This is a genomic window from Echinicola vietnamensis DSM 17526 (genome assembly GCF_000325705.1).
Classification (GTDB): domain Bacteria; phylum Bacteroidota; class Bacteroidia; order Cytophagales; family Cyclobacteriaceae; genus Echinicola; species Echinicola vietnamensis.
Map to the genome: position 1 here is coordinate 909,644 of NC_019904.1, position 16,966 is coordinate 926,609.

Genomic DNA, 16,966 nt, shown 5'->3' on the forward strand with positions numbered 1-16,966 from the left:
ACCGCTCAGGATATTTCTGTTAATCTTCTAGGGTATTGTAGCTATCCACTTGCTCCATGACCCAGTCTTTGTATTTCTGAAGGCGATAATCCAGCCATTTTTGTTTATAGGTATTCGATTCTTCGATTAAAAACGTAAAGCGCTCCATGGCCTTACTTTTGGTGAGGGCATCATAGAGATCTTCTTGAAAGGACTTGTTTTCAACAAACTGCTCGGCAAATTGATCCATTAGCAGTGATTCCTGAGCAGGCTCCATCTTCACGAATTCCGCGTAATTCATTGGCTCCGCATCAATTTCATCCAGCAGATCCTCTTCTTCAGGAGTCAAGTCTTCATTGAAGTTTTCCTCTTCATCGGGAAGGTGATGAATGATTTTTTTGTCCTCCTGATAATAGCATACCTTGCCCTTTAATAAATAATTGGCAATGGTCGCAATTTCTTTTTCTGTCAGCTTAAGCATTGGTTTATGTATGTGAAACTAAAATTACTAGAAAAATAATTAATGGTGCATAAAAATCAAACAAGCACTTCACCCAATTGAAAATATTTTTAGCATAACGGGTGATTCCAAAACAGGAAAGCAGGAGATTTTAACAAGAGTCCTGATTACCACCTTTCATATAGGTGCCCCGAAAGGCTAATTTCATCCACAAATCTCCTCCGTACACCATGCATTGCTCTTTTTCTCCCCTTCCTTTCGACCCAAATTCACCGGCTGTCCTATCAATTCGCATCAATGATATCTTGTGAAACAATTTTATAAATTTCTGCCAGTTGATCATTATAGTTTAAAAATTGATAATGTAGGTCCAAGACATTTAGGTCCCCACGAACGGCAGGTCCTGTTTGGGCAGCTTTGGCACCGATTTCCAAGGTCTTACTGATTTGCTCAATAATAAGGGGCTGCAACATATCAAAGTCCAAGCCCTGACGACGCATGACCTCTTCTGCAATGTGAATCATGTGATTGGTGAAATTACTGGCAAAAACGGCCGCTACATGCAGCGCCTTACGGTCCTTGGACTTAACCACATACTGATGCGGTGAAAGACTCTTGGCGAGTTTCTTGAGGCATTGGAGCGTGGCTTGGTCATCGGACTCCAAGAGAAAAGGTACTTCATCCATTTCGATCTGCCGCGATTTACTGAAACTCTGCAGCGGATAAAATATCCCGGTATAGCTGGCCGAACTGTAATTTAACGTATCCAAGGGCATGCTTCCAGAGGTATGGACAAGGATGCTCTCTTCAGGTAAGATGATCCCATCCGCTACTTGGCTGATGGCCATATCATTGACCGCAATGATGTAAATCCGAGCTTTACTTTCTGAAAAATCGAGATCGGTTTTAACTTCTGCAGTATAGAGCTGATGGACGATTTTCTCGGCCCGGTGCGCATCCCGGCTATAGATTTCGGTTATGGTATGCCCCGCGTTTTCCAGTGCAGGCGCCAAATGCCAAGCGACATTGCCCGTACCGATGACTGCTATATTATACTTTCCCATATCGGTTCGGCTTTCGTTCAATTGGCTTCTAAATTACAGCTTTAAGCTAAACCATAAAAAAACCCGCTCCTGAAAATAGAAGCGGGTGAAGATTTTTTTATTCGAGGCCCTTGTCCCTCATCTTTACGAATTCGTCGTAGCGTCTGTAAATGGCGACCCCAAATCCCATCAGCATGATGATCGTCCCCATCCATAACACGTTAATATACGGTTTTACGAGGGCCTTCATCACGACGTAGTCTTTTTGGTAGCTGTTTACCTTAAACACAAACTTATTGGACTCGGGGCTAATATTATCCACGAGTACTTTAATACCCAAGTCATGGTTGATGACCGGAATTCTACCCACTTGATTGCCTCTAATGAGAAATACCGGATCCAAATGAATTTGCTTATCATGATCCTGGACGACCAAGTTGGCTTTCACCGCCACATCTCCTTCTTTCAGCTCTACTCCTTCCACGCTTTCCACCACTTCTCCTCCTTCAAAGGTCGTGACATAGTCTCCCAAATGGAATTGCTCCCCTGGGGTGGCTTCATACACCTTGTCCTCGCCCCATTCAGGCTCATCGTAATTGTTGATCGCAGAAATGTGGGTATACAAATCCTTGGTCAGGTAGTGTTTGGAATCTGGAGAAGAAATTAGCCCCATAGTAGGATTGGGCTGGGACATTGGAAACAGGGTAAACTGAAGCTGCTGGTCTTGGTAATATTCAATCTCAAAATAGCTGTTTTCCTCCAAAACGATGTCCACTTCATCCCCCTTTTTGTGATACTGCTTACCGTCCACCTCGATATCTTCCAGGGCAATGGCTTTGTTTTGCTCGCCGGTCATCTCCAATTTGTTGACGCTGACATAACCGGGCACGCCTTCCAGTTTTTTGTTCCTACCACGATAAATGACCTCATAATCCTTCATCTGTAAGGGCTGATTGATCCATAGCAGGACATTTTCCTTGTTCAGCTCATCTTCCCAATCCCGCTTATAGGTCAATCCGGACATGTTAATACTGACTGTATCCGAATAGCCTGAAGAAAACATGATCCCAATGAGCATCATTCCTATCCCAATATGCGCCAAAGATCCCCCTGCCAGCTTAAATGTGGATTTTCGCAGCAATTTAGCGAGGATGGTGGCATTGGCCACGATGGTAAAGGTGCCTGCCATGACGATGATCATGTAGGTTATGTTCCATACTTGGGCCACACTTATAATGAGCGCCGCCAAAAGCAGGGATATGATATAGGGCGTTACCAAAGCACTTTTGAGAGCCGCCTTATCCATTTTTTTCCACCAGAAGAATTGGCCTACGGCCGTAAGCAAGGCCACCACTACGCCAAACCACAGCTGGAATTTAGTATAAAATTCCACTTGATCTGCCGGGGGAGCCACATTGGAGATGCCTCCAAAAGCCTCTATGATAGCATTATAAACCGGTATGGATGTTGGCAAGATGACCTGAAAGGCCATCAATCCCAATGTCGTCGCACCAATAAAGATCCAAAACTCCCTGGAATAAACGGATGCTTCCCGATCGGAGCTTGGAATATGCTTCCACGCCCTCACGGAAAAGAAAATGGCCACAAACATGAAAAAGAAAAGATAAATCAGCAACTGACCCGACAAGCCCAAATCCGTAAAGGAATGCACTGATGTATCCCCAAGCACCCCACTTCTTACCAGGAACGTAGCATAAAGTACTAGGATAAACTGTGTGATCACCAAGACGATGGAAGTCTTCAGTGCTGTGCTACTTTTCTTAAAGGTAATCATCGTATGGATCGAGGCCACAATGATCAACCAAGGCACATAGGAAGCGTTTTCTACCGGATCCCAGTTCCAATACCCTCCAAAATTCAGGGTCACATAGGCCCAATAAGCCCCCATGATAATCCCCATGCCCAAGATGGATGCGGAGAAAATCGTCCAGGGAAGTGCCGGCCTGATCCACTCTTTGTACCTACCTGTCCATAGTCCCGCCATCAGATAAGCAAACGGCACCAGGGTAGAGGCATACCCCAAGAAAAGGGTCGGTGGATGGATCACCATCCATATGTTTTGCAAGAGCGGATTTAGTCCCGTACCATCTTCAGGCACGAAATCAGGGTTCATTTGAAAAATGGGAGCATTGGCCACATCCCTCAAAAGGATAAACGGTGAGCTCCCTATTTTTAAGTCCCCGATCACCACTCCAAGGATCATGGACACCAAAAAAGCCTGTACCAGTGAAAACACCACCATGACAGGCCCTTCCCAAGATTTATTGGTATGGATCAGGAACAGTCCCAGCAAGACATCCCAAAATATCCAGAGGATAAAACTCCCCTCTTGGCCTTCCCAGAAACTGGATATCATATAGTGTACCGGAAGTGCTTCAGAGGAGTGTGAATAGGCGTAGAAATATTCGAAACGGTGATTATAAATGATGTTAAAAAGGATCACGCCGATGGACACGGCAGATACGGCATGGATATAAAAGAAAGCCCTACTGAATTTTCTCCAGGAGGCTTTTTCCGTTTCGGGCACAATCGTGTATTGGTAATAAGACCAAGCGGTGATGATCGCACTTACAAAAGCCAAGATCACCATGAAATGGCCCAAATTACCAATAAAGGTATTAATCATAATTTTATGTAGAAATCAGGTTGAGCAATGGAACCGTTAACTTATTTTTTGGAAGATGCGACTTCCCTAAATTCGTTGTCTTGGTATTTTGAAGGGCATTTCATCAGGATTTTGTCAGCTACAAACACCTGATCATTTTTATAGGCACCGATGACCACGACCTGTTCAGAACGGGTAAAATCAGCCGGCACCGGCTCATTATAATACACTTGTTGCTCCGTACCATCGTTATCGATCATCGAAAATGTGAACGAGGTTTTATCCTCACTGATTTCGAGGCCTGTTACGCTGCCACGGCTGTCCTTTTTCAGCTGTCCTACCACATGGATGGGATCGTCATCGCCGTTCATGGCCATTTCCTTGGCCGTGGAGAAACTTTCGTACGAGCTGGCATCACCAATGGATGTAATGATAATGACGATGGCCACCGCAATAATTCCAAGCCCTATGATATGTCCTTTTTTCATGAGTTGTTATCGTTTACCAATGGCCAGAAAAACCATTGATGGATTTGCTTAGAGAGCTAACGCAAATTCCCCCTTGAGGTTTGGTCAGTTTCTAAATTCTTTTTCGAGTCTGGACAGTTTTTTGTCTGTACCTATTAGGTAAACCAAAATTCCACCCATAACAATTCCAATTACGCCTACTAATACATAGATTTTTCCATTGGACCGCATTTCATCGGCCATCTCCACGCTATAGTTATCGTAATCTTCGGTATTGATTTCCATTTTTTCCTGTGCCATCACCTGTAGGCTGATAAACAGCAGAAAAACCACTAGCCACTTTTGCATTTGCTATTGATTGATAAGTTTGTCTTCTAATATTCGTTCGAGTCGTTTGGCCCTGATGCGCAGGCTTGCCAGCCAAACGCCCAATAAGGTCCAAGCGATAATGGCCGGATAAAAGACCATCCTAAGTTTACTGTCCAGGTCATAGGCATTGAAGCCCGGGTTTCCACCATTTCCAGGATGAAGGCTGTCCGTAAGCCGCGGCAAAACAAAAATCAACGGGATAAATGCGGCAAAAGCAAAAATATTATACACAGCCCCAATCCGGGCACGCTGATGAACATCCACAAGGGAGTTTCTAAGGATCAGATAGGCAAAATATATGAGCAAACCGATCGCCGCTGCATTTTGCTTAGGATCACCACTCCAATAGTCTCCCCACGTAAACTTCGCCCAAAGCATGCCTGTCACAATTCCCAGCACACCAAAGAGGATGGCGGCATTGGTAAATTCAATGGCAATGTCATCATCCCGAAGATTACCGGATCTCAAGTATTTCACACTATAGACCACCGCTACCACCAGCATGATGATCATGCCAAACCACATGGTCACATGAAAGTGAAGGGCCCGGATGGTTTCGTTTAGAATGGGTAATCTAGGTGCTTCAAAGAGAAGGCCGGCGATGATCGTATACGCTAAGAGAATGACCGCCAATACTTTCCACCAATTTGCTCGCATGGTACTTACTTTGCTATTGTGGTGCAAAAGTAAGGCATAACTTCTTCATTTTCGACCTTTTCTCCAAAAAGTTGACCAATGGCGCCTGTTCACGGCCTAATCGCTCCTCCACTATCCCTCTTATCCTCTGAAAGGGGAGAGTCCAGCGTCCAGTGGATCATTGGCATAAAAATAAAAGGTAATCGTCAGACAGGTGTGCAGAACCAAAAAATTTAAAACCTTCAGACCTTAACTCCTCCACAGGTAAGGAAAAAGGATATAGGCGGTGGTACCGATAATGGCGTTTATCGCTAAAAGGGTCAGCAGCTTGTCCACACTCACCCCCCTGTCCAATCCATCAATGGCATTTTTGGAAATGCGAATGGCCATCAGCAAGATCGGGATGATAATGGGAAAACTCAAGATCGCCATCAGCGTCGCATTGTTACTGGCCTTGGAAGCAATGCCCGACACCATGGTCAAGCAGGCCGAAAAGCCAATTGATCCCAAGAGCAAATTCAGCACAAACAACCCCTGATCTTGGACAGGATTCCCTAGAATAACACTGAAAACCACATATCCCAAAAGGGCCAATACGGCGGTCAAAAGTGTATTATAAATGATCTTGGAAATGATAATCCCTTCTGGGGAAGCCGTCATGTAATAGTACAATTGCCGCCCTTGGTGCTCCTGAACAAAACTCTTGGCCACGGCATTGACAGCGGAAAACAAGATGATGATCCAGTAAAGGGCATTCCACGTAGGAACGGCAATGGTGCCCTGCTTGGCTCCCACGCTTAGGTAGGTAATAAAAACGGCACTGACCACATACAGTAGAATGCCGTTCAGGGCATACTTTTGCCGCCACTCCAGCGTGATTTCCTTTCTGATCAGTACGATGATTTCTTTCCACATGCTGGCGCAAATATAGCAAAAGTGAAAAGCATAATGGTAGTAGCCCGCCAAAATCAACCGGTGTATTGCAGTAGATCATTGCTATTTACAGAAATGGTTTGTTTTTTTGGTATATCGTATGATGAATATTTTTATTCCAAACCCAAGTATTTTATGAAATCAACATTTTATCTTTTACCCTTGATGGCACTACTGGCCTGCGGAAAGGCTGAACAGGGGCCTGCAGTCAAACTGACGCTACATCTGGAAAACCCCAATAAAACCGCCAATATAGAAGTATATGACATGTCTGAGCAATTAGGGCATGATTTGTTTAACCCTGTGGCCAGCTTCCCCCCGGATTCTGCAGGCATTTACACCATCACTCTTGACAGTGTGGACTTTGGCATCTACATGCTAGCAGTTGATGGTAAAGAGCTGTCAGACGTGGTGCTGTACGATGGCATCAACATGCAAATAAAAGGGACAATAGAGAAGCCTGAGGAATTGGTGTTTTCAGGAAAGGGTGCTGGTGAAAATCAGTTTTTTACTGACTTTAAGGCCTTACCTCCCTCAGGGATGAATGAGATTGTCGAACTTGAAAAAGCGGAATTTATCCAAAAACTGGACTCTTCCTATCAAGCTGGAATTCACCAAATCAAAAAAGCAGATAGCTTAAATACAGCATTCTTGCAGTTAGGAGAGACTTTACTCAAGGCTAGAAGAGGTATGTATGCAAGTTATTATCCTATCGGAAGAAGTCGGTTTTCGGAAGAGGAAGAGATCGTCCTTCCTGATTCTATAAATGCCTATGCAACTGATGCAATTGCAGTTGCTGAGAATGGCCTGAAGACTGCTGAATACCGATCAATTGTTTCTAATTTTAACCGTTGGCATTTTAATGATGCCTATAAAAAGTACACTGAAGCGCATCCAGATGAGGAAATTGGCTTAAAAAAATACATGGAGATGAAGCGGGATTTTATTTTGGAGGAAGAAGATGATGCACTACAGGAATATTTGTTAGCACAACTGTCTTTGGATGCCATTAATTATTATGGTGATGAAGCCGTAGCCTTGGTCTACGACATCTATCAAGAAAAATATCCTGATTCCCAATTTAAAGCATACCTGGAGGCTGTTAATAAAAAATGGGAAAAGCTGGCCAAAGGAAAGCCTGCCAAAGAAGTGGAAGGCACTGCCCCCGATGGCAGCAAGGTAAAATTGTCGGATTTTGAAGGCAAAGTGGTTTACCTGGACACTTGGGCCACTTGGTGCGGCCCCTGTCGCGGGGAATTTCCTGCTGCTAAAGTGCTAAAGGAAGAATACAAAGATCAAGAAGACCTCATATTCATGTATGCTTCCATTGATAGCGACAAAGATGCTTGGGAGAAATTCCTAGAAAATGACCCTGAATTCAAAGGAGTACACCTTTATATGGACGGTGCTTGGCAGTCGGATTTGTGCAATGACTACATGATCAGGGCTATTCCACGTTACATATTGATTGACAAAAACGGCAATATCGCCAATGTCAAGGCACCAAGGCCAAGTAGCGGCGAGGATATCAGAAATGAGATCAATGCCCTGCTCTAACCGGGCGAGGCCAAGGCTACCATTAAAGTCAATTTAACCCACGGATAAAAGAGATGAACACAGATCTGCAATGCCTTAAGCATCTTTTCTGCTTGACCCCACCTTCATCAAAAAGTTAATGCAAAAAAAGGCTGCTCCAAAACTATCCTAGGAGCAGCCTTTTTATGTTGGATCAAGCCCTATTTCTGGGGCATGAATTTCGACATGCTTGTAGGAAGCAGATTCCTAAGCTTAACAGATGATGGAAGTTTCAGCATTGACCCTTACTGGATTTTTTCATCACCTTCCCCAAACCAACTACTTGGCCTCCCTACCTCAGGTTTAAGCTTCATCGATCCATTCAAAGCCCAAGTAAGGAACCAGTACTTCCGGCATTTTGATGCCTTTTTCGGTCTGGTAATTTTCCAAAATGGCCGCGACAATCCTCGGCAAAGCCAATGCGCTGCCATTGAGCGTATGTGCCAGCACAGTCTTCTTTTGCTCATCCTTAAAGCGCAGCTTGAGTCGGTTGGCCTGATACGTCTCGAAGTTACTCACAGAGCTCACCTCCAGCCACATCTCCTGAGCAGCAGAATACACTTCCATGTCATACGTCAGCGCAGATGTAAAGCCTGTATCCCCGCCACAAAGACGAAGTACACGGTATGGTAACCCGAGCTTTTGGAGTAGCTTCTGCACATACGTACTCATATCTTCAAGGGTCTCGTAAGACTTATCAGGATGGGTGATTTGCACCAGTTCCACCTTGTCAAACTGATGGAGCCTGTTCAGCCCCCTTACATGCGCGCCCCAACTGCCTGCTTCCCTGCGGAAGCAAGGGGTAAAAGCGGTATTTTTGATCGGCAGGTCAGCGGCTTTCAACATGACATCCCTGTACATATTGGTCACCGGAACTTCGGCCGTAGGAATCAGAAAAAGGTCATCATTGGTCACGTGGTACATCTGACCTTCCTTATCCGGCAGCTGTCCCGTACCATAACCGCTTTCCTCATTGATCAAGATGGGCGGCTGCACTTCCTGATAGCCGCTATTGGTCGCTTCATCCAAGAAAAAGTTTACCAAAGCACGCTGCAGACGGGCACCTTTCCCCTTGTATATTGGGAAACCTGCACCGGTAATTTTATTGCCCAGTTCAAAATCGATGATATCATATTTCTTGATCAGGTCCCAGTGAGCCAACTTGCCCTCGTGCAGGGTCGGTGCTTCGCCATGCTCTAGGACGACTTCGTTGTCATCTGCTGATTTTCCTGCCTTCACACTTTCATGCGGCACATTGGGAATGGCATAAAGCAACTGCTTCAGTGCCTCCTCTATTTCACTGTATTTTTCTTCCAGGGATTTTATCTGGCCTTTGATTTCAGCCGTTCGGTTTTTGACCGTCTCGGCCTCTTCCTTCTTGCCTTCGCGCATGAGCAAGCCGATTTTCTTGGAAATGGAATTGGATTCAGCCTGCAGCTGGTCCCTTTGCAGCTGGGTCTCTTTTCTTTCTTTATCTAAATCCAGGACTTTTTGCAGCTTTTCCGCTGGCTCCGCAAAGAAGCGCTTCTGCAATCCTTCCACTGCCTGGTCAAAATTTTCACGGATAAAATTTACCTGTAGCATGTTCTATTAGCTTTATTTTAGAAATGCAAAGATAGTGATTTCGAACAGAGCTCAGGGCCAGAAAGACAAAAAATGGCGAATCACTTCCCCATGCCCCAGCCCGTAGGACTAAAGGCCCTTGATTTACCACTTCCGTGGAATTTTTTCCTGCCCACTCCTCAACATGTTCAGCGTCCATTCCAGTGGGTATACCAATAGTGCTGAGCAATAAGTTTCTTTGACGATCGGAACAACGAAAGGCCGCCAGGTTACTGCTTTGGAGTTTTGGGGCATGTTTATGTAATACTGTGTATTCGCAATGTTGCACGTAACCAAATCCGATAACGGTAGGATGGTTTTGTGTTCTTCCCCATGGATGAAAAGAGCCAAACCTCCCTGCCGGTCAGGCAAGCGCTCAGGCTGACATCGCTTCATTGATAGTTTAAAGGCGAATTTCATGGAGTCCAAATGATTTACAGTGGGTGCGGATTCACGTGTACGTGTATTAATTTCATCACTGTCCTCTTCCATTTTGCAACGTGAGTGGCCCCTTATCTTCGCGTTGTCTCCTTGATAAGGAAATATCCAGCCCCTTCATAATAACCCAATCTTTTTGACGTTTTTGGTATAAAGAAAATAAATCAAGTGAAATAAGCCATTTTATAAGGGAAACCAGTCTTATCCTTGTATATTGGGAACTGTAAAACTCGCTAATTTTCTGATAAATACACATCCTCACAGAAAAAGTTTGCGTATTAAAATTGCTTACTGTAATATTGTGAAGTCAAAAAGTTCATAATCCACGCCCTGTGGGTTCATCTTATTTCATAAGACACCTTTTTATACCAATCAATTAAATAGTCACAGTACTCATTTCTATTAATCACATCAAGTACCTCTTATACGTTTTTTATGTATAATATTGAAGAACTAAAAATTAGATTGCTATCCGAGTTGAAGGAGATAGCAGAAGAACTGGGGGTGAAAAATTTTAAATCCCTCAAGAAGGACGATCTCATTTACGCGATCTTAGATCAGCAAGCTATCACCCCAGAGAAAGCCCTTCCCAAGAAAAAGCCGGCAAAGGCAGAAGCAGATAAACCGGCACCAGACACTCCTGAGAAGAAGGCTGAGCAAAAGCCCGATGCTGAAGAAGGCAAGGACACCAAGCCTAAGTTTAAGCGGCAAAATGTAACGGAATCCAAAAAAGAGGACACTCCAAAAGCGGAAGAAAAACCCGCCAAAAAGCCAAAGGAAGCGCCAAAAGAAAGAAAGCCCAGAAGGAGTGACGCTCCCAAAGCTGACAACAAGCCTGACAGCAAACCTGAAAAAAAGGCAGAAAGCAAGCCTGAGGCGAAACCTGATGCTCAAGCTTCCGATGAAAACCGCCCTAGAAGCTTCCGTCCCAGAAGGAAAGCAGTGATCGACGAAGAAGCCCAGCGGGTGGCAACAGAACGACCACAAGAGCAGGAAGTAGAGCTTCCCAAAAGAAAAAACTTCAAAGATATCTCTGACGAGCAGCCTTCCCAACCTACCAATGGCAACAGCAAAAAGAAATATGCCTCTTTGGTAAAGGAATTTGATGGTATCATAGAAAATGAAGGAGTACTGGAAATCATGTCGGACGGATATGGCTTCTTGCGTTCTCTTGACTATAATTACCTGGCTTCTCCAGATGATATTTACGTATCCCCATCCCAGATCAAGCTTTTCGGACTGAAGACAGGTGACAATATCAAAGGCCAAATCAGGCCTCCCAAAGAAGGGGAAAAGTACTTTGCCCTGCTGAAAGTGGCTTCCGTAAACGGCAAAACCACTGAAGAAATCCGTGATCGGATTCCATTCGAATACCTTACCCCTTTGTTCCCAGAGGAACGGCTGAACCTGACCACTCGGGCGGACAATTTCTCCACGCGAATCGTGGACTTGTTTGCACCGATCGGTAAAGGCCAACGGGGCATGATCGTCGCCCAGCCTAAAACCGGTAAGACCGTTTTGCTTCAAAAAATTGCCAATGCCATTGCTGAAAACCATCCGGAATGCCATCTTATGATCCTTTTGATCGATGAACGTCCGGAAGAGGTGACTGATATGGCCCGCTCGGTAAAAGCAGAAGTGGTTTCTTCTACTTTTGACGAACAAGCCGAACGTCACGTTAAAGTATCGTCCATGGTACTGGAAAAAGCCAAGAGGATGGTAGAATGCGGTCACGACGTCGTCATCTTGCTGGATTCGATCACCCGACTGGCAAGGGCTTATAACACCGTGGTGCCTTCTTCTGGAAAAATCCTTTCCGGTGGTGTGGATGCCAACGCCCTCCACAAACCAAAACGATTCTTCGGTGCTGCCCGAAACGTAGAAAATGGTGGTTCCCTGACCATCATCGCCACGGCACTGGTAGAAACCGGTTCGAAAATGGACGAGGTGATCTTCGAAGAATTTAAAGGTACCGGCAACATGGAACTGAGCTTGGACAGAAAACTTTCGAACAGACGAATCTATCCAGCCATCGATGTACCAGGATCTGGTACACGAAGGGAAGACCTTTTGATGGAAAAAGAAGAGATGCAGCGTGTATGGATCTTGCGAAAGCTCATGTCCGACATGACTTCCCAAGAAGCCATGGAATTCCTGCTCCAACGCATGAAAGGTACCCGCGACAATGCCGAATTCTTGATCAGCATGAACGGATAATTTTAAGAAACGCTATAACAGCTAGCCTCAAGCCCCTGGGTTTGAGGCTTTTTTGCTGTATTACGGATTTTGTTTTCTGTCGTTTTCTACCACTAATATGCTTTTTAAAATATTATTTTGTATTATTTTTTAATATGTAGATTTTATTTTATCTATGTAGTGAGAAAACACCAATAACACAACATAGTAATTGACATATTAAGCATTGCCAAGAAGGCAATTGACTACACCAAGTTTACCAAAAAATCATTCATCACCATCACCCTGGACCAGTATGTCTTGCTTTGTCCACATTCTCGGTAAAATGGTGAAGATGAGTACCTATTTGTTCATTTAATGATAAGGTGCATGAAAAGAATCTTTACCCTAAATTTCAACACGCTGCTCTTCCGCGTACTATTCCTACAAGGCGTTTTGCTAGCAGGCCTTTTTGAACATGTCCTTGGGGAAGGCTCGGGAGACTGGGGCACCGCAAGTGACCGCAGGAGCTGGCTGTGGATTCCGGCAAACAGCAGCAATAATAACGGGGGATACGGAACACGCGGATACATGATGATGCCCTCCTCCACCAACAATTACAATCCCGACCACCGCATGTACGTTTATGTCAAACCCGGCGAGACGGTCTATTGGGGGTTTAGAAATGAAGTAACCTATGATTTTCTAGGATATAACTACTATAATTACAATTCAGATATTAGGGTAAGGTGGTTTTATGATGATACTGACACAGGTTTTTTTCCAGATAAGCGATATGGTATCGAAGTAGACAACCACTACTATGATGCCCATTCCAACGAAGGAATAATAGGTCGTCCAGCCAATGCCCAGGCAGCAGCCAACGGTCCGTCTGACATAGTAGGACCCACGGGATATGAAGCGTATTCTTTTACCAATAATACAGGAGAAGCAAGGGCTTTTTGGGTGGAGATCTCTCGGAGTAACGGGAATCCCATTGGAGACGGACTTCCCATCAGCATTTGGGATGTCACTGTGGCCAATAGCGCTGATGAGGTACAGCCGGGGAGATTGTATTCCAAATATTGGAGTATCCTAAACGGCCTGCCAAGGGATCCTGGTGTGGTAAATGATCGTGCATTCCATGATAATTTCGGTTTTTACGTTCCTGTCGATGACACCTTTGGCGGTACGGGAGACACCTACTTCGTCAAGCACGCGCAGTTTCCGAACTCCAATGGTGGATTCGTAAACTTCTTTGCCAACCAGGATGGGCCAAGGAACGACACGGGGAACCATGTGGACAACCGTAAATCCATCGAAGGGGCCTCCTCCAATTACCAGTACCCTTTATTCCTGAATGATCCGGATTTGGAGTTTTGGCCTACCACCGTAGAGCCCACGGCAAGTTTGGACATCACTTATGAAGAACGGGTCCCTACGGGCAATGGTGGACATGCTTGGGTGGATATTAACATCAGCCTCCCTGGAATTGTCGATGTTTTGATTGACTTAAACGGCAACGGCACTTATGACGGAGGAATAGACCTCATCATGAGTGAAAAGTATGATGCCAGTGGAGAATATACCATCTACTGGGACGGAAAGGACGCGAATGAAAATGTGGTCACCAGCGGTTCCAAGATAGGAGTATTTGCCGCAGTGATCTTCTCACCCGTCCATTTTCCCATCTATGACATGGAACAGAGCATGGGGATCACCATCACCAATGTCCGTCCAGGAGATCCGGAAGACAATACCATTTACTGGGACGACTCCTTGATTCCGAGGGATGGTGAACATGGGTTTGAGGATTTGGATGACGGCTCCAAGACCAGCGCCGTTTCTCTTCCGGTGAATGTAACAGGCGAAGCAGGTGACAGCCATATCTGGTACGGCGACGGCAATAATGGCTTCAGTGAAAGAAATACCATCAACACCTGGGCAGCCTCCTATTATGCCGAAGTCAATGAAGATGACGAGTACCGCTACTTGACTTTCCAAGGAAACGTCTATGATGACGATAATGGTGGAGCAGATGGCCTTATCTTCGGGCAACCTACCACTGCCGAAGGACTTCATGTGCTGATCGTGGACGAAAACGAGGAAGTCGTGGCCACAGAGCCGGTCGCTGCTGACGGGACTTACTTCATAGACCGTGTGCCTGACGGCACCTACAGGGCAGTGCTCTCGAGTATTTCTGTAGCCCCAGGTGACCTAAGCCCAGGACCGATATTGCCAGAGCATTGGGAAAACACCGGTGCCCAATTGGGTACCAATCCTGACGAAAATCTGTACGAACCTACTGGAATTCTTGGAGAACTTAGCCTGAACAACTCCTCGGTGAGGGATGCCAATTTTGGATTGCGGATAATGGCTGTTCTTCCGGTGGTCTGGCAGGATTTTAACGTAACCTACCAGGAAAATCAAAGAGCCGTAGCGCTAGAATGGACCGTCAGCAAGGAATGGGAAAACAGTCATTATGAAGTGGAACGATCCCAAGACGGTGTCAATGATTTTCAGACCATCGCCAAGGTAGCTGCAGCAGGCTGGACCGATGAAATCACCACTTACCAATTTCTAGACGAAAAAGTCCCCTTGCCAGGAGGCAAATACTACTATCGGATCAAGCAGGTGAATTTGGACAATAGCAGCTCATATGGGGATCTCCGCCAAGTGACCGTACCTAAAGTGACTATCCGAAACGATACCTGGCGGGCTTACCCCAACCCCGGTGGCCCTGATGATATCAAGTTAGAACTGCTTGACCAATTGGCTTATAATGGAGGACAAGTAAGCTTCAGGGCCATAAATGGGATCCACACCATGAATGTCAATACGGTAAATTCACCCGAAGAACTCAGTCAAAAGCTCTCCGAGGTTTTGCATTCCTTTGGTACGGGCTTGGTCATCGTAGAAGTGACTTGGGAAAACAAGGCCCAATACATTAAAGTGCTGTTGAGATGAGTCATGATAAGTATCTTAATACCTAAACATTAAAAATATAAATGGGCTTTTAAGCCTGAATAAAAGCACTGTAATTCAAGAAAAAACAAACTAAACCAACTGCCAACCTGCGGCCTGGAGCGATCTGGGCCGCTATTTTTTTGCCGAAATGAAAACGGATCAAACCATCTTTCAGATCAAGCGGAAAGGCTGGGGACTGCCAGTTTTACTTCATGGCAAAATCACGGGTAAAAAAAATGCCACAAAGAGGCTGTCTCATAAATAAATTATCCGTCATCACGAACGGAGTGAAGTGATCTCGATGTGCTTTCATTGCACGTATGACGAGATTGCTTCTTCCGATATCCATCGGAATCGCAATGAATTGTGTATAATATCAAGTTTTAGTTCAAAATTTTATTTTGCCGCTACTCTTCTAGTAGTGTGGTTCTGGACGTAGTAACTATTTGATTTTACAATAGCAAATGCCTGTTTGATGAGCTTATTGATGACGGCTACCATGGCGACTCTATGGGCTTTTCCCTTTGCTCTTAAGCGTGAATAAAGCTCCATACAAGTCTTATTGTAGGACTTTGCGGATCGGGCAGCCATATACAGACATTTTCTGACTTCGGACATCCCCATTTTGCATATTTTTGCTTTCCCTTTTACCGAGGTACCTGATTCATAAATCCTGGGGGACAGCCCTAAATAGGATATGATCTGTTTATAGTTTTGAAAGTTTTCAAAACCTCTTAAAGCGACTATCAACAATAGACTGGTCTTTGGGCCAATACCTGGAACGGATTCAAGCTGCTCCCTTAACTGGCCGTTTTCCTGGTCTATCAAATGGTTTAATTGTCTGTCCACTTCCTTGATGTTTTCATCAATCCTAAAGAGCTCATTCTCTATTGATTCCCTCAAAAGGTCGTTAAGCGTACCTGTTGATATAAAGGCTTCCAGTTTCATTTGAATGGCATGTTGGTGTTTTAACAGCTGCTTTCTATAGGCATACCATTGTTTGATCTCAAGGTAGCAGGACTTTAACGGTTCCCAGGGGTTTATTTTGAGCAGGTTTCCATATTCAGCGATGCTTTTTGCATCGGCACTGTCAGTCTTGGTTCTGCTAAGCTTCATCTGCGTAAACCTTTTGATTACAAGTGGATTGATCACCGAAACCATGACTCCTTTATCATATAGAAAGCTCGCCAGTTGATAATAATATGGTCCAGATGCTTCCATAACCACCCAGGAATCAGAAGGAAGAAGGTTCAGTAACTCTGAAAAGCCCTCCGAATTATTATCCAGCTTTACCTTGGTTTCCTCTCCATTTCCCAATTTGAAATAGATATCAAACTTTACCTTCGAAATATCAACGCCTATGTATACCTTTTCTGGTTTTTCCATTTTCTTGCTAACTTTACCCTATGTCTTTGGCGGCCGTTGCTATCAGATAAGTCTTTTACCGGATCAATCTATACTTAAAACAGGTTCTTATGACCTTATGAATTGTCCTGATTTCGGTAATAAGAGCAGAAGGGAACAGCATTGCGAACAGTCTTTACGACCAATGACGGATAACGTCCTTATTCCTTCTGCATTTACCTGGTAGCAGCGTCCCGCTTCTCAGGCAAACCAAATAATATTCCGATATTTTTACAACACTTTTTCCGCCACTAACTTAGTATGACGAGGACTTTTGACACAGCCTCCACAC

At 44.8% G+C, this 16,966-nt stretch carries 13 protein-coding genes; 3 read left to right on the plus strand and 10 right to left on the minus strand.

All coding sequences use genetic code 11. The features are described from left to right. Positions 1–19: 19 nt before the first annotated feature. From ECHVI_RS03855 to ECHVI_RS03885, 7 genes are all read right to left on the minus strand, one after another. Positions 20–460, minus strand: coding sequence for a UPF0158 family protein (locus ECHVI_RS03855; RefSeq protein ID WP_015264638.1), 441 nt, complete (start codon positions 458–460; stop codon positions 20–22). Between the two features lie 263 nt (positions 461–723). Beyond that, complete coding sequence (locus tag ECHVI_RS03860; RefSeq protein WP_041738297.1) at positions 724–1,503, minus strand: Rossmann-like and DUF2520 domain-containing protein; 780 nt, start codon at positions 1,501–1,503, stop codon at positions 724–726. 97 nt (positions 1,504–1,600) lie between these two features. Then, positions 1,601–4,129: a cytochrome c biogenesis protein CcsA gene (gene ccsA / locus ECHVI_RS03865; protein WP_015264641.1), complete on the minus strand. Its 2,529-nt coding sequence runs from the start codon at positions 4,127–4,129 to the stop codon at positions 1,601–1,603. A gap of 41 nt (positions 4,130–4,170) precedes the next feature. Then, complete coding sequence (locus ECHVI_RS03870) at positions 4,171–4,596, minus strand: cytochrome c maturation protein CcmE domain-containing protein (RefSeq protein ID WP_015264642.1); 426 nt, start codon at positions 4,594–4,596, stop codon at positions 4,171–4,173. Positions 4,597–4,680: 84 nt separating this feature from the next. Then, the gene (locus tag ECHVI_RS03875; RefSeq protein WP_015264643.1) at positions 4,681–4,923 is read right to left on the minus strand and encodes a CcmD family protein; all 243 of its coding nucleotides are present in this window, start codon (positions 4,921–4,923) and stop codon (positions 4,681–4,683) included. Positions 4,924–4,926: 3 nt separating this feature from the next. Then, on the minus strand, positions 4,927–5,601 hold the full coding sequence (ccsA, locus tag ECHVI_RS03880) for a cytochrome c biogenesis protein CcsA (protein ID WP_015264644.1): 675 nt from the start codon (positions 5,599–5,601) through the stop codon (positions 4,927–4,929). A 228-nt stretch (positions 5,602–5,829) separates the two neighbouring features. Next, entirely contained in the window at positions 5,830–6,495 is a 666-nt protein-coding gene (locus tag ECHVI_RS03885) for a heme exporter protein CcmB (protein ID WP_015264645.1), read from the minus strand. Positions 6,496–6,648: 153 nt separating this feature from the next. Between ECHVI_RS03885 and ECHVI_RS22885 the strand changes: the two genes are divergently transcribed. After that, entirely contained in the window at positions 6,649–8,070 is a 1,422-nt protein-coding gene (locus ECHVI_RS22885) for a TlpA family protein disulfide reductase (protein WP_157501196.1), read from the plus strand. Between the two features lie 321 nt (positions 8,071–8,391). On the opposite strand, the gene serS is transcribed toward ECHVI_RS22885, so the two are convergent. Both serS and ECHVI_RS03900 read right to left on the minus strand, forming a co-directional pair. Then, positions 8,392–9,672 (minus strand): serine--tRNA ligase, encoded by a 1,281-nt coding sequence (gene serS / locus ECHVI_RS03895; RefSeq protein ID WP_015264647.1) that lies wholly within the window; start codon positions 9,670–9,672, stop codon positions 8,392–8,394. A gap of 123 nt (positions 9,673–9,795) precedes the next feature. After that, positions 9,796–10,086 (minus strand): hypothetical protein, encoded by a 291-nt coding sequence (locus tag ECHVI_RS03900; RefSeq protein ID WP_041738298.1) that lies wholly within the window; start codon positions 10,084–10,086, stop codon positions 9,796–9,798. A 477-nt stretch (positions 10,087–10,563) separates the two neighbouring features. On the opposite strand from ECHVI_RS03900, the gene rho reads away from it, so the two are divergent. Beyond that, the gene (gene rho, locus ECHVI_RS03910; protein WP_015264648.1) at positions 10,564–12,345 is read left to right on the plus strand and encodes a transcription termination factor Rho; all 1,782 of its coding nucleotides are present in this window, start codon (positions 10,564–10,566) and stop codon (positions 12,343–12,345) included. 348 nt (positions 12,346–12,693) lie between these two features. Then, the gene (locus ECHVI_RS03915; protein WP_015264649.1) at positions 12,694–15,270 is read left to right on the plus strand and encodes a fibronectin type III domain-containing protein; all 2,577 of its coding nucleotides are present in this window, start codon (positions 12,694–12,696) and stop codon (positions 15,268–15,270) included. Between the two features lie 396 nt (positions 15,271–15,666). On the opposite strand, the gene ECHVI_RS03920 is transcribed toward ECHVI_RS03915, so the two are convergent. Further along, positions 15,667–16,656 carry an IS110 family RNA-guided transposase gene (locus tag ECHVI_RS03920; RefSeq protein ID WP_015264542.1) on the minus strand — a complete coding sequence of 330 codons (990 nt, stop codon included), beginning with the start codon at positions 16,654–16,656 and terminating at the stop codon, positions 15,667–15,669. Positions 16,657–16,966 lie beyond the last annotated feature (310 nt).